This is a genomic window from Chlorogloea sp. CCALA 695, from assembly GCF_003003885.1.
GTDB lineage: Bacteria > Cyanobacteriota > Cyanobacteriia > Cyanobacteriales > Chroococcidiopsidaceae > Aliterella.
Genome location: NZ_PVWN01000002.1, coordinates 128,969 through 142,480, shown reverse-complemented (window position 1 = coordinate 142,480; position 13,512 = coordinate 128,969). Strand labels below are relative to the sequence as shown.

Genomic DNA, 13,512 nt, shown 5'->3' with positions numbered 1-13,512 from the left:
TTAGCTATTTTTAGGAAAAGTATAATGACTGCACCCTTAGCAGAATGCCAAAACTTGCAAGTACAAGTTGAAAGCATACTTCAGTTATCGCATCAAGAAACAAGTTTGCGATCGCAAGATACAACCCCTGTGCAATCTAGTTTAAGAAAAGCAGTTTCCCCAACCTTTGAAATTGTCTTTGCTGGTGCGTTTAGTGCGGGTAAATCGATGCTAATCAACGCCTTGCTAGAAAGAGAACTGTTATACAGTGCGGAAGGACACGCTACGGGTACAGAATGCTACATTTTTTATGCGGAAGCCGAACAAGAAAAAGTTATTCTGACTTTCTTAAGTGAAGTAGAAATTAGAGAACAAGCGGTAGCGTTATGTCAAAAGTTAGGATTAACACCACCGAGTAATATTAATCAAGCTGACATGGTTGATTTGTTGCGTCAAGGATGCGTATTAATTATTCAAAAAGAAGGCGGTGAGAGTAAATCGGAACGCGCCAAACAAGCTAAGGCTTTGATACTTTTATTAGAAGGATTTGAAGCAAACCGCGATCGCATTCATTCGCTAAATAATGCTACTTATTCGATGGAACAGTTTAACTTTTCAACGCTTAAAGAAGCCGCCAGTTATGCGCGTCGTGGGAGTAACAGCGCCGTTTTAAAGCGGATTGATTACTATTGCAACCATCCTTTATTAAAAGATGGCAATGTTATTATTGATACACCTGGAATTGATGCACCCGTACAAAGGGATGCAGAACTCGCTTATCGTAAAATTGAAAACCCCGATACCTCCGCCGTTGTCTGCGTACTAAAGCCTGCATCTGCGGGAGATATGACGAAGGAGGAGACAGAATTAATAGAGAAAACAAACTCTAATATCGGAATACGCGATCGCCTTTTTTATGTATTTAACCGAATTGATGAAACTTGGTTCAAACCGGAGTTAAAGCAACGATTAGATAGGTTAATTAATTCTGAGTTTCAAAATACTACTAGAGTCTACAAAACCAGTGGTTTGCTAGGGTTTCATGGTAGTCAGGTTAAACAATATACAAATAAGAGCGATCGCTTTGGTTTAGATTCTATCTTTGCTGAGAGTGTTAAAGGTGCGGATGGACAAGAAGAAACGCCACAATTTGTTAATGCTTTAATGCAATATTGCGCGTTGGCGGGTAAGTTGTCTGCTACCCAATTTCGGATTGATGTGCGAGGATATGAAACGCCAAATCAAAACTATGAACGTATTTTAGATGATTATGGAATGCCACTAATTGAGCAATTGATTTTAGATAGTGGAATTGAGGAATTTCGCTCGGCTATTACTCGTTATTTGACCGAAGAAAAGCGCCCTCAATTGTTTGCAAATTTAGCTGACGATTTACAACCAGTGTGTATTAACTTACGCAACAACTATCTTGATAAACATCGAGAATTAGACAGTCAACCCCGCGAAATTGAAGCTATGAAATCGCGGGAATTGCAACTATTAAGTAAAGAATTACAGGACTTGGGAGAGCAGTTTTTACAGCATATTGAGTTAGAAGTCAATCAATTAGTAAATAATAAATGCGAGAGTTTTGAAAAAGATTTTCTTTTGCTACAAACTCGAATGATTGGCAAATTGGACGAATTGATAAATACTTTTTCTGTGGCGGAAGCCTACAGCCGTGCTACTCTCAGCCATCGCCGTAATGCTACAGCGCCATTGATTGCTGTTTTAGTGGAAGCACTTTATTATCTATCTAATGAATTGGAAGATGTTTTAGTCAAATCTTGCCAAGAAGTGATTAATAGCTTTTTTCAACGCTTAATTGAGCGAGTGCAGAAAGCAGAATATTACAGTCATTTGTACAGATTATTGGGAAATGATGCGGGAATTGTAGAACAAATAAAAGGATTGGAAATTTTAGTACAACATTCTTTAATGGATGCCGCAAAAGTAGAATGCGATCGCTTTGTTAGAGAAAGTCCAAGGTTTTACGACGAAGGGACATTCTCGATCTATCAATTTCGTCAAACATTAGCGCAAACATCCCAAGGCTACGACAGCGAAAGTATGGTACAAGCAGAACCAGCAATTAGGCAACTATTGAAGTTAGATTTTGAGCCAAAAGTATCCGAAACTATCCGCAAAAACTTCCGCGCTAATATTAATGCTGTTCTCAAAAGTCGATTATTACCACTTGCGGAAATCCAAGCAAATGATATTTTGCAGCAATACAATAATGCTCGTAATCATCTAGAGCAAACTTTGGAAAAAGAAGCCGAGGAAAAAATTGCTGGGAATATGCGATCGCAAAAGGAAGTAGAAAGTAATATAGCTGTTTACAATCAAGCGGTTTGCGGTATTAATGATTGCTTATATGCAATGCAATTAAACAGTCATGTGTTACCAATAATTACTGATTCTGATTTTAAATCAGTTATCGTTGATACAGAAGTCTTGAAGGAAGCATTAGCAGTTTAAATTAAAGATAAAAAGATAAAACCCACCTATACCGATTCTATAAGTTACTTAATTTATATAGGTGGTTTTTATGTCCAGGTACTAATTGAAAAAACGCAACCACTTTTAAGGAAATAAATTGAGATGGAAGATAAATTTTATCAGCCGAATTATGGTGACGATGATGTTATAACATTCAATTCATCTGAAATGTGCAAATTTGGTAGGTTTAAACAAGTATTGCAATCGGCTTTGCAAAGTAAATTACCCGATACTTTAGTTGAATATTTAGAAGCTCAGGGAATAACAGGAACAAGTATTCGTGAATATCAAAAGGGTTCGTTTAGAGTGGAAAATTATAACCGGAAGTGGTTTATTGATGGAAAAAATTGTGAAATTTTAAGTATTGGTGCTGGAGGCTGGCAAAAAGGTAAGTTGAGAATTAAGTTTACTTTAGAATTTTGTCCTGATGAGCCTGAAGTTGAGGAACTAACACAAAGTAATGATGTAGAAATTAATCAAACCGAATCACCACTTGACGATATTCGCCAATTGATGAGCAAAGATACTCAGTAGAATAATTCATGAGCAAAACGCCACGCATTCTCATTCCGCCAGAAGTGAGGAAATATGTCTTTGAGCGCGATCGCTATCATTGCCAAAGTTGCGGTAAAACTAACTCAGAAGCTAATCTAAATGTCGATCATATTATTCCTTTAGCTCGTGGTGGCAAAAACGATCTCAGCAATCTACAAACTCTGTGTTGTACCTGCAATCAACGTAAACGCGATCGCTTAGATCCGCGATTTAGACGTTATTTTGACAGATAAGTTATTATTGAATCTCGCTTTTACTGAGCCTATGCCTGAAAATTTTAGTAACAAATCAAACAGTAAAGAAAATACGGCATTTTCAAGCCGAAAGTCTTACTCAAAAACACTATTACGCCTGGTGTTAGCCGTCGCTATTTTAGTAACAGCTTTTCCCTTACTGTATGAATTTAAGTCGAGAGTTGGAATCGATATAGTTCATGGAGTACACGCCGGAACCTTTTTTGAAAAACACTCTCGCGGACTGATTAAATGTCAATGGTTGTATCCTTATCATTGTCCTAGTGATCGCATGACCTAAAGTTTTTATCGCTATCTAAAATTAAAGTTAGGGTAGTGTTTTGCCTACCCCATAACACTTTTAAGCTAATTGTTCTAGCAAATTATTTACCCCAATACCCAACTTTTGACCCAAATGCAACAATTGCTGTAACTGACTAAAATTGCCAATTTCATCACCTTGACTTGCAACAGATTGGCGACACTGCGAGACTATTTGCGGTAACTGGCTAAAATATAGCTCCTGAGACTTACCCAAACTCAAGCCAAGATTTAATTGCTTTGCTACATCAATCAAGCGCTCAACCTGTTGTATTGCCTCTACAGTAGCCGAATTAGTATCGTGCAATAGTTGCCAGAGCGATCGCAAAATTAATTGCTCCATTGTCTGCTTACCTGCGGGTATATGCAAATTACAGCGCAGATGTTTGGCTTCTGTAGCCGTTGCTTCTAATTCTCCCAAATGATGCAAACTTACTTGAATATCGGCGATTTCTTCCCACATTAGCTTTAAAACATTGACGCAACGGTGCTTTAAAGCAATCTCCGCCGCTACTTGCAACTCTTGGGGTACGTCTAGCTCGTCGCGGTGAAATGCCATTAGTACGCCGTAATTATCGCGGTAAACTTGAGTATAAAGCTGATCGAGCCTTGTCAAAGTTTCGTGACTTAGTAGCTCCATAATCCGATGTCTTTCTTCAGCGAACAGATTTTGCAAACTAAAAGTCTGATCCCCAAATACCTCATTGATTGCCAAAATAGTCTGCGCTGCACTAGCTTGTTCTAAAGAGCCAAATACTTTGTCTTTTAACTGGCTATAAGTTCTCCGTCCGGTAAATGGTTGAATGCAGCAATGAAAATCCCAACCGCCTAAATGCAATACCGCAAAGGTTAAATGTTGACTTTCCCAAGTAATATCAGAAACTAAACGCAACTGTCCTACAGCCAAAGTTAGCGATCCCATCCGTTGTACTTGATAATCTACTTGATGGGCGGTGTAGCAATAAATGCGCTGTACCGAACGATTAGACGTGCGATCGCCAAACAATGAACTAATGGCATACTGAGCGGCTACTTGTCTAAACCCAATTTGCGCTGTTACTACCAATTGTCGATAAATTTCTGCGCCGTGCTTAAAGGACTCAACATTGCTCGGTGCTTGGGTTAAGCGTTTAACAAAAGCTTTTTCTAACTGTACTCCGGCTACATCTCCTGCCAATTCTAAAGCACGACCAGCATAACGCAAAATTTGCGTACCTTCGGGGCGGGAAATTTCTTCAAAAAACCAGCCGCAACTTGTATACATTAATAAAGCGTGACGCTGCATCTCCAGTAAACGTAAAGCGTCTACTTGCTCTAAAAGTGTGAGTTTGTGGGATTGGTGGCGGTTGAGGAAACGGCTAACATTAGCAATCGAGCGATCGCGCATTACCTGTATATACTCATCCCTTACTAGCCAGGGATCGCGGAAAAATAGCTTTCCTGTCTCCTCATACACCTTAACTAACTGCTCTCTTAGCCAATCAAGAGACTCGCGCAAGGGTTTGCGCCATTTTTGATGCCATACGCCACCTTCACCACCACAACCACAATCATCTTGCCAGCGATCGACACCATGAGCGCAACTCCAAGCTGTTATCGGCTTTAATTCCACTTCCCAAGTAGGGGGATTGATACTTAAATAGTGGGCGTAGTTAGTTACTGTCCAATTGCGATCGGGAAACTCATTTAAAAAAGCATAGGCTAAAGTCTTTTCTGTACCTTTTTTGTGATGTCCAAAAGTTTCGCCATCGGTAGCCACAGAAATTAACTGCGATGAGCGATGATCCCCGCGTACTGCTTGTCCAATTCTGCCACTTAAGCGATCGGCACTATACAAGTCATCGTTAAAGCCCATATCGCGGGAGATTGGGCCATCGTAAAAGAAAATATCAATGTAGTCACGATCGCGATCGCCCCCAGGTAAAAAACATCTGTAAGGACGAGTTGCATCAATTTGACTACCGCCCACTTCATACCATTCACCCCTATTTTCGTCTGGGTTAGCTAAATTTCGGCAACGTAGCGCTTGAGATGGTGCAAGCACTATAAACCTAATTTTCTCAGCAATCAAGGCTGCTATCGTTGCATAATCTACCGCCGCCTCCGCCAGCCACATTCCTTCGGGATCGCGCTTAAACCGGGATTTGAAATCTTCTTTACCCCAGCGAATCTGCGTATGCTTATCGCGCTCGTTGGCAAGGGGCATAATGATGTGATTGTATACTTGAGCGATCGCATTTCCATGACCATTCAGGCGATCGCAACTATGGCGATCGGCTTCTAAAATGCGCTGATACACTTCCACATCGTACCTTTCTAACCATGACATCAGCGTTGCGCCGATATTAAAGCTCAAATACTCGTAGTTATTGACGATCCCCACCACATCGCCCCATTCGTCTACCACTCTTGCAAAGGCATTTGGGCGGTAACATTCGTGATGTATGCGTTCGTTCCAGTCGTGAAATGGAGCCGCCCCCGCTTGACGCTCAACCGCATCTAGATAAGGGTTTTCGCGGGGTGGCTGGTAAAAATGACCATGAACTGTAACGTAAACACCTGTCGCTGTTTGTAGGGGATTTGTGGCTGTAATGTCATTACCTTGATATTGCGTAACAGCACTAACGGGATCGGCAGCAAAAGTCATGTAGTATTAATCCAAAATTATTGTTGTTAATAAATATGCAGAACCCAAGGATTGAAGACAAATTCAACTAAACAATGGGTTTGTAATAGCAAATCGTTACGGAAAGATGGTAAAAAGTTCTAGAGTTTGCGTTTTTCATCTTATAGAGGCTGATTCTAATCACTTATTTAGGTTGATTGCCTCAGTTGGTAGTACACGCAACTTTTACTCTTAAATCTTAAGTAACGCCTCAAATTAAGTCAACCTAATATTTTGACAACACTTGGGCGATTACTTTACAAAGCTACACTTTTAATTACAGGCTGTTAGCTTAATCCAGACTTTCCGCCAAGCTGGGCAGAAAAGCTGTTTTTCCAAGGAATTAGGAACAAAATTCGCAATGTCTTTCAAAAATGGTTTGTTTTTAGTTTTATTAGTATTTGTACCAATTTCGGCGGCGGCGCACTTTTTACACTGGGGAGAACTAGCAGTATTTATTACGGCGGGGTTAGCAATATTGCCTTTGGCGGCTTGGATGGGGAGCGCTACAGAGGAAATAGCTGTAGTAGTGGGCCCAACTTTAGGCGGCTTTTTAAACGCTACTTTTGGCAACGCTACCGAGCTAATTATTGCCTTAATTGCTCTCAATGCGGGGCTTGTCGATGTAGTCAAAGCTAGTATTACAGGCTCAATTATTAGCAACTTACTTTTGGTGATGGGTTTTTCGATGCTCCTAGGCGGTTTGCGCTACAAAGAACAAGAGTTTCCTTCTTTTGTGGCGCGGGTAAATGCTTCGTTGATGAACCTAGCTGTAATTGCGATTTTGATGCCCACCGCCGTCAATTTTACATCTTCGGGCATTCCTGAAGCTATCTTACAGAACTTATCTATTGCAGTAGCGATCGTTTTGATTTTGGTTTATGGCTTAACGCTACTATTTTCAATGAAAACTCACTCTTACCTCTACGATGTGGGTTTAGCGGAAATTAAGCAAGTTGAATTAGCTGAGGCAAATTTGATTGAGGGCGAAACTGGTGTCAATTTATGGCTGTGGGTTGGGGTATTGCTAGGAGCAACTTTGCTTGTAGCGGTGGAATCAGAATTATTAGTAGGATCGCTGGAAGTCGCTACAGCGCAACTTGGTTTAACTTCGCTTTTTACTGGAGTTATCGTTGTCCCTATCATTGGTAATGCGGCTGAACATACTACGGCGGTTACAGTAGCAATGAAAAACAAAATGGATCTTTCAGTGTCCGTCGCTGTAGGATCGAGCTTGCAGATTGCTCTATTCGTCGCTCCGGTATTGGTTTTAGTTGGTTGGTTTACCCATAAACCAATGGACTTGAATTTTAATCCCTTTGAATTAGTTGCTGTGGCGGTGTCTGTATTGATTGCCAATTCTATTAGTTCCGATGGGCGCTCTAATTGGCTAGAAGGCACAATGTTATTAGCAGCTTATGTGGTTTTGGGACTGGCTTTCTATTACCATCCGGTGATTGCAGGTATTGGCTAATTCTTTTCAAATAATTAAAGACGTTCCACCGGAACGTCTCTACAAGCACAATAGAATTAGTCTTTCTATTCAATTTCTTATGACATCTATTGTCCCAACGTCTTTAAATTATCCAATTATCGCCAAATCAGAAGATAATTTTGCGATATTTTTCGCCCCCTTATCTTTAACTGAAGTTTACGACTTAGCCGACGATCGCGCTAATGGTGCAGTAGTAGTTATGAGTGGGATGGTTCGCAATCAAACCGGGGGGAGAGCGGTAGTTGCTTTAGAGTATCAAGCTTACGAACCGATGGCAATCCAAGTATTTCGCTCTATCGCCGCCGAGATTCGCCAGCAATGGCACGACGTTAACCGTGTAATTATCCATCACCGCGTCGGACGCTTGCAAGTTGGCGAAATCAGCGTTTTAATTGCTGTGGGTTGTCCTCACCGCTTAGAGGCGTTTGAGGCTTGCCGTTATGCGATCAATGCCCTTAAAGACAATGCTCCTATCTGGAAAAAAGAATGGTATGACGACGGAGAATGGAGTTGGATGAAGTGCTGTTGAGAACTGCCCCAAATCTACCATTTATTACCCTTTATAGCCTATTTTGTCAAATAAGTATAAGTAATCAGGATTAAATCCCTAAATTCCATTACTAATTGCGTTCAATAGCACGGTTGAAATCGGTAATTTTTCTCGTAGTATCTAAGATGAAGCAAAAGAAACTAAGCATTCGTTTTGATTAGCGAATCGGGAATTTGCTTTAGAAAAACTTATTAATGCCCCGATCAAGAGAGGAAATACGCAATGGCAACTTACAAAGTCACTTTAATCAGCGAAGCTGAAGGCTTAAATCAAACGATTGAAGTTGATGACGATACATATATTTTGGATGCGGCGGAAGAAGCTGGGCTTGACTTGCCTTACTCTTGCCGTGCGGGTGCTTGCTCCACTTGCGCGGGTAAAATCAAGTCGGGTACGGTTGACCAATCTGATCAGTCTTTCTTAGATGACGATCAAATTGAAGCTGGTTATGTCTTAACTTGCGTAGCTTACCCAAGCTCAGACTGCACCATCGAAACTCATAAGGAAGAAGAACTTTACTAATTAATGCGATCGCACTAATTAATAAAACAAGTTCTAAGGCAGGAATGTTCCTGCCTTTTTCATTATTAACGCTTGACTACGGCATTCAAAACCTGAAGTGTTGTCCCTGGATAGTAAAAGTTTAAAATCCGCTTGCTTGTCCAGCCTAACTCCGCCAAACGATAAGATCCGGTTTGACTCAATCCGACTCCATGCCCAAAACCGCCACCGACAAAAGCATAACCCCATAAGGGATTATTATCTTTTTTCACAGTTTCCAAATAAAATAAGGTGCTTCGGGGTGCAGAAAAGGCGCTGCGAACTTCGTCTTTAAACAAATTAAACGTCCCGATATCTGTTTGCACCGATAGCTTTAAAATTCTCCCTCCAGGCGATCGCTCTACTACTTCTAAGCTTTGAAGTTTTTGAAACCTAGCAAAAGGACTTCTATTTACTTCTAAGTATTTCTGCAAATCTTTTGTCAGTTGCTCTATACTGCTTTCTCTGCGCCAACGAAAGGTTTTCCAGCCAACCTCGTTAAATCCACGATTGATATTAATAAACTGCTGAAAGTTTTGCTCATTAGCTAAACTCTGGCGCGATAAATTCCACACACTCCCCGCCGCATCGACTATAGGCTTTAAATAAGGGCGATCTTCTCCATTCCAAACATCGCTAAACTTAGCCGTTACACCGCCTGTTGTTGAAGAATACAAAGCGTCTACTAATTGATTTTGATAGGTAAGAACTTGTCCCTTAGTTGCCGAAATTGCGCGATCGCTATTTGGATCTATGCCGCTCAATCCCTTATAAACTTGACAATGAACGTCGGCGGATAGTTCGTAGCCATCAATGGCAAAGCGACGCACATTTCGTAAAGCATAAGTTCGAGCGATAATTGTCTGCGCTTCTACAGCATTGTAAGGTGCTTTAGCGCCGATTTCGTTGGGTACTACGCCCCGCAAATAGCTTTCAACGGGAACATCATTAATTAGCGTATAACTACCGTAGGCGTTGCCCTGCAACCGCAAACGTCCGGGATAGGCGATCGCATCGGTTTTATTTTTAGCTTGACTAACTTGAATTACATTTTTAGTTGCAGAAATACTTAACTTTTCCCGGCTGTAACGATTGCCATTAACAATCCAGCTAAGTTTGGGCAATTTTTGGACAACTTTACTATCCAAATAGGCGATCTTATTACCTTTTGTTTGCAAGCTCCCCATCAACAACCGCCGCAATAACGGCGTATTGTATACATCTCTTTTTGCCCAAACCTCCCAACGCTCCGGTTGAGCAACTTCTACTTCTATACCTTGCGCTTTCCACCTTTGGGCGCTTTCTTCTGCCGTTTCAAAGCTGCGAAATACTCCCAAAACAACCCGCTCCGCCAATTCTGGCTTTGGCAATGGTTGCATAGCTATTTCTAACTTGAGACTTTTTGATTGGATAGTTTGTGGCTTTGTACCAGTATGAAAATTTATTGTTAAGCTATCTCCCGGTACAGCCTCCAGTAGCAATTGCTCGGTTGCTTCATCGCCAAAACGCTGTACTATGCCTACTTTCAACTCTTGCTCAGTGGATGCAGCTTTTACAGAGATTGCCGTCAATCCCAGTATGCAAAAGGCTGAAAAAGCGCTAACTACTAAATTCCGGTGCTGAAACTTCATATAAATATTACTTAAAGCAGATATATTACCAATTTCCTTTAACTCTTTGACTAAATCTTGTCCAAAAGGTTGCAAACTGAAGTCATAATGAGTACGATATAGAAGAAGATAAAAAAGTAGCATTACTATGATAAAGGTACAAGAGATTCCGCTACAGCAGATATATAGACCTTTACCGAGAGCCAACGATCCAGCTAAAGTTACAGCATTAATGGAGTCTATCGCCGAAATCGGACAAATTGAACCCATTGATGTATTAGAAGTAGACGGACAATACTACGGTTTTTCTGGTTGTCATCGTTACGAAGCTTGTCAGAAGTTGGGTAAAGAAACAATTATAGCGAGAGTGCGTAAAGCCCCCCGCGCCGTCTTAAAAATGCACCTAGCATAGAGAGATTTACAGTTAGCGTGTTTTAGGCAATCATTAAAGCCATAAAAAGCGCGAATTACATTTAGATTTCACCTAAATTGGAGAATTTATGCAAGCTCAAGGTTCGGTTTTTCCAGTCAATATTGGTATAGATGACGAAAACCGCAAGCTAATTGCGGAAGGTTTATCGCGGATGCTGGCTGATAGCTATTCGCTGTATCTCAAAACTCATAACTTTCATTGGAATGTCACTGGGCCAATGTTTCAAACCTTACATTTGATGTTTGAAACCCAGTATACAGAGTTAGCCTTGGCAGTAGATTTAATTGCTGAAAGAATTAGAGCGCTAGGCTATCCAGCACCGGGAACTTACAGCGAATATGCAAAACTAAGTTCTATTGCTGAAACTCCAGGAGTTCCCAAAGCTATAGAAATGATTCGTTTATTGGTAGAAGGTCAAGAAGCTGTAGTTAGAACCGCTCGGTCTATATTTCCCGTTGTAGACCAAGTAAGCGACGAACCTACCGCCGATTTATTGACGCAAAGAATGCAAATTCACGAAAAAAATGCTTGGATGTTAAGAAGCCTACTAGAAGAATAGAATCGGCGATCGCAATGTCCCAGTCATTTGAGTCAAATTATACCAACTCGTTGCGATCGCTAATGCAACGAGTTGGTATCGTCAGTTTTAAAGCTTTAGCTAGTACGGCGGGAGTTTCCCCAAGGCAAATTAGGCGGTTGCGACAAGGAGAAATAGCCCAAATGCGTGTAGAAAACGTAATTAAGCTGGCTCAATTGCTGCAAGTACCGATAAATGTTCTTGTGAAAACATTTTCAAATCTCGCTCCAGCACCACCACAGACTGACGATAAAACTATTGATACTTTAAAGCAAGAGTATCAAAGACTACAACACCAATTGGCACAACAAAGACAAACATTATTGCAAGAGTTTCAACTATCAAGCTTACAAGTATTGGAATCTTGCTTGTTGCAATTGCCGACTTTCGCGTTTAAAGTCCAACAAAACCCCGAAATCAGCGCCACAAAATTACTGCCCTTAATGCGCCCGTTAGAGCAATTATTACAGCAATGGGGAATAGAACAAATCGCGCCTGTAGGGTCAAAATTACCTTACAACGAGCAACTGCACCAACTTCTCAAAGGAAATGCTCAACCAGGAGACTTAGTTATAGTCCGCTACACTGGTTACATTCAAGGCGATAAGCTCCTATACCGCGCCAAAGTTAGCTTGATTGAATAATCCAATTACCAATTACCCATTACCAATTACCCATTACCCATTACCCATTACCCATTACCCATTACCAATTAGTTAAATGATACGATCAGCCCTTTGGCTGATGTTCTTTTATGTATAGATTTGTTCCACTAAGTAATGAAGCAAAATGTAAAATAAATAATGCGTAAAATCAACATTGGTCTATCGGAAGAACAAAGAGCGGGTGTAAGTAAACTGTTAAACAGTGACTTGGCAAACGCTTATCTGCTATTAATTAAGACAAAAAAATTTCATTGGGATGTAGTTGGCCCTCAATTTCGTTCTTTGCACCAGTTATGGGAAGAACACTACAAAGCTTTGACGATTAACATAGATTCCCTAGCTGAGCGTGTCCGCACTTTAGGGTTTTTCCCTGTAGGTACAGCCGCAGGATTTCTTGAATATGGTTCTATCAAAGAGCAATCAGACAATATTCCTCTAGCTACAGAGATGGTATCGCAGTTGGTAGACGACCATGAGGAAATTATCCGCAACTTGCGCGAACACGTAGATCAAGCTGGCGAAGAATTGGGCGACCAAGGTACAGCCGACTTTCTAACTGGATTGATGGAACAGCATGAAGAAATGGCTTGGATGCTGCGCTCATTCATTGAGGGTGAAAGTCTTACTGCTGATGGTAACAAGCCTGGTGCGAACAAAGTTCCTGTAGAAGCACACTCTAACTAGATTTGCTCTGAAATAAGCGATCGCATACAGGAGGAGAAAATAATTTCTCCTCCTTTGAAATTTTAACAATCTTGGACTTAGGCGATTGAAAAAATTAACCAAAACAAAGGGGCAAGGAATACCCCTTTGTTTTTAATCTTTGCCTAATTAATTACTAGGTTTTGCAGGCTTAACTTGAACATTAACTTTGACGCTAGTTACTCCTTTGATTTCTTTTGCCAAAGGTTCAACTTTTTGTAGCTGTTCATCGGTGGGAACAGTACCACTTACAGTTACTACACCGTCTTCTGCTTCAACCCCTAACTGACTTGCAGGAAGGTTTGCCTCTAACTTACTACGCACTTCGCTTTGCAAGTCTCCTTCGGCTCTATCAGCATCGCCACCACTCGCATTGTTGCGCTGTTCTCGCGCTCTGATATCAGAATTTAGCTGCTCTCTACGAACTTCGCTAGTGGCATCATTTTGAACTTGGGCAGCATCGTCCGTTTTTGGGGCTGCAACAGTTTCTCCGGCATTATTAGGTGCGTCAGTGCTGGTTTTGGCAGTGTCTTGACAACCAACTGTGCTGACAATTAAAAAGCTGCCAATTATCAAAGGAATAAATTTTTTCATTTTTGCCTCGTAACTTTTTTTTATTTGCTTGGTGAGCGATCGCTTAGGGTAATTGTTTTAGCCGAACGCTCCCCCCTTGAAACCCTTAAAA

At 41.0% G+C, this 13,512-nt stretch carries 14 protein-coding genes; 11 read left to right on the top strand and 3 right to left on the bottom strand.

Annotated elements, in window-relative coordinates:
• The first annotated feature begins 24 nt into the window (after nt 1-24).
• The 4 genes from C7B70_RS02080 to C7B70_RS02065 all read left to right on the top strand — a co-directional run bounded on the left by C7B70_RS02080 (nt 25) and on the right by C7B70_RS02065 (nt 3,570).
• Entirely contained in the window at nt 25-2,460 is a 2,436-nt protein-coding gene (locus C7B70_RS02080) for a dynamin-like GTPase family protein (protein ID WP_106367409.1), read from the top strand.
• 123 nt (nt 2,461-2,583) lie between these two features.
• Nucleotides 2,584-3,015 carry a KGK domain-containing protein gene (locus C7B70_RS02075; RefSeq protein WP_106367408.1) on the top strand — a complete coding sequence of 144 codons (432 nt, stop codon included), beginning with the start codon at nt 2,584-2,586 and terminating at the stop codon, nt 3,013-3,015.
• Between the two features lie 8 nt (nt 3,016-3,023).
• A complete protein-coding gene (locus C7B70_RS02070; RefSeq protein WP_106367407.1) occupies nt 3,024-3,269 on the top strand; it encodes an HNH endonuclease in 246 nt (81 codons plus the stop codon).
• A 31-nt stretch (nt 3,270-3,300) separates the two neighbouring features.
• Complete coding sequence (locus tag C7B70_RS02065) at nt 3,301-3,570, top strand: hypothetical protein (RefSeq protein WP_106367493.1); 270 nt, start codon at nt 3,301-3,303, stop codon at nt 3,568-3,570.
• Between the two features lie 60 nt (nt 3,571-3,630).
• Here C7B70_RS02065 and C7B70_RS02060 read toward each other — a convergent pair whose 3' ends face one another.
• On the bottom strand, nt 3,631-6,237 hold the full coding sequence (locus C7B70_RS02060; RefSeq protein WP_106367406.1) for a DUF3536 domain-containing protein: 2,607 nt from the start codon (nt 6,235-6,237) through the stop codon (nt 3,631-3,633).
• A 379-nt stretch (nt 6,238-6,616) separates the two neighbouring features.
• Between C7B70_RS02060 and cax the strand changes: the two genes are divergently transcribed.
• From cax to C7B70_RS02045, 3 genes are all read left to right on the top strand, one after another.
• A complete protein-coding gene (gene cax / locus C7B70_RS02055; RefSeq protein WP_106367405.1) occupies nt 6,617-7,729 on the top strand; it encodes a calcium/proton exchanger in 1,113 nt (370 codons plus the stop codon).
• A 79-nt stretch (nt 7,730-7,808) separates the two neighbouring features.
• Nucleotides 7,809-8,279, top strand: coding sequence for a molybdenum cofactor biosynthesis protein MoaE (locus C7B70_RS02050; RefSeq protein WP_106367404.1), 471 nt, complete (start codon nt 7,809-7,811; stop codon nt 8,277-8,279).
• Between the two features lie 243 nt (nt 8,280-8,522).
• Nucleotides 8,523-8,822, top strand: coding sequence for a ferredoxin (locus C7B70_RS02045; protein WP_009633314.1), 300 nt, complete (start codon nt 8,523-8,525; stop codon nt 8,820-8,822).
• A gap of 65 nt (nt 8,823-8,887) precedes the next feature.
• On the opposite strand, the gene C7B70_RS02040 is transcribed toward C7B70_RS02045, so the two are convergent.
• Nucleotides 8,888-10,471 carry a SpoIID/LytB domain-containing protein gene (locus C7B70_RS02040; RefSeq protein ID WP_106367492.1) on the bottom strand — a complete coding sequence of 528 codons (1,584 nt, stop codon included), beginning with the start codon at nt 10,469-10,471 and terminating at the stop codon, nt 8,888-8,890.
• Nucleotides 10,472-10,598: 127 nt separating this feature from the next.
• Here C7B70_RS02040 and C7B70_RS02035 point away from each other — a divergent pair, with 127 nt between their 5' ends.
• The 4 genes from C7B70_RS02035 (at nt 10,599) to C7B70_RS02020 (ending at nt 12,809) form a co-directional block, all read left to right on the top strand.
• The gene (locus tag C7B70_RS02035; RefSeq protein WP_106367403.1) at nt 10,599-10,862 is read left to right on the top strand and encodes a ParB N-terminal domain-containing protein; all 264 of its coding nucleotides are present in this window, start codon (nt 10,599-10,601) and stop codon (nt 10,860-10,862) included.
• An 88-nt stretch (nt 10,863-10,950) separates the two neighbouring features.
• Nucleotides 10,951-11,442 carry a Dps family protein gene (locus C7B70_RS02030; RefSeq protein ID WP_106367402.1) on the top strand — a complete coding sequence of 164 codons (492 nt, stop codon included), beginning with the start codon at nt 10,951-10,953 and terminating at the stop codon, nt 11,440-11,442.
• Nucleotides 11,412-12,104 (top strand): helix-turn-helix transcriptional regulator, encoded by a 693-nt coding sequence (locus C7B70_RS02025; protein WP_233220791.1) that lies wholly within the window; start codon nt 11,412-11,414, stop codon nt 12,102-12,104. The genes C7B70_RS02030 and C7B70_RS02025 overlap by 31 nt, the downstream gene beginning before the upstream one ends.
• 159 nt (nt 12,105-12,263) lie before the next feature.
• The gene (locus C7B70_RS02020; RefSeq protein ID WP_106367400.1) at nt 12,264-12,809 is read left to right on the top strand and encodes a Dps family protein; all 546 of its coding nucleotides are present in this window, start codon (nt 12,264-12,266) and stop codon (nt 12,807-12,809) included.
• Nucleotides 12,810-12,956: 147 nt separating this feature from the next.
• On the opposite strand, the gene C7B70_RS02015 is transcribed toward C7B70_RS02020, so the two are convergent.
• Complete coding sequence (locus C7B70_RS02015) at nt 12,957-13,421, bottom strand: BON domain-containing protein (RefSeq protein WP_106367399.1); 465 nt, start codon at nt 13,419-13,421, stop codon at nt 12,957-12,959.
• Between the last annotated feature and the right edge of the window lie 91 nt (nt 13,422-13,512).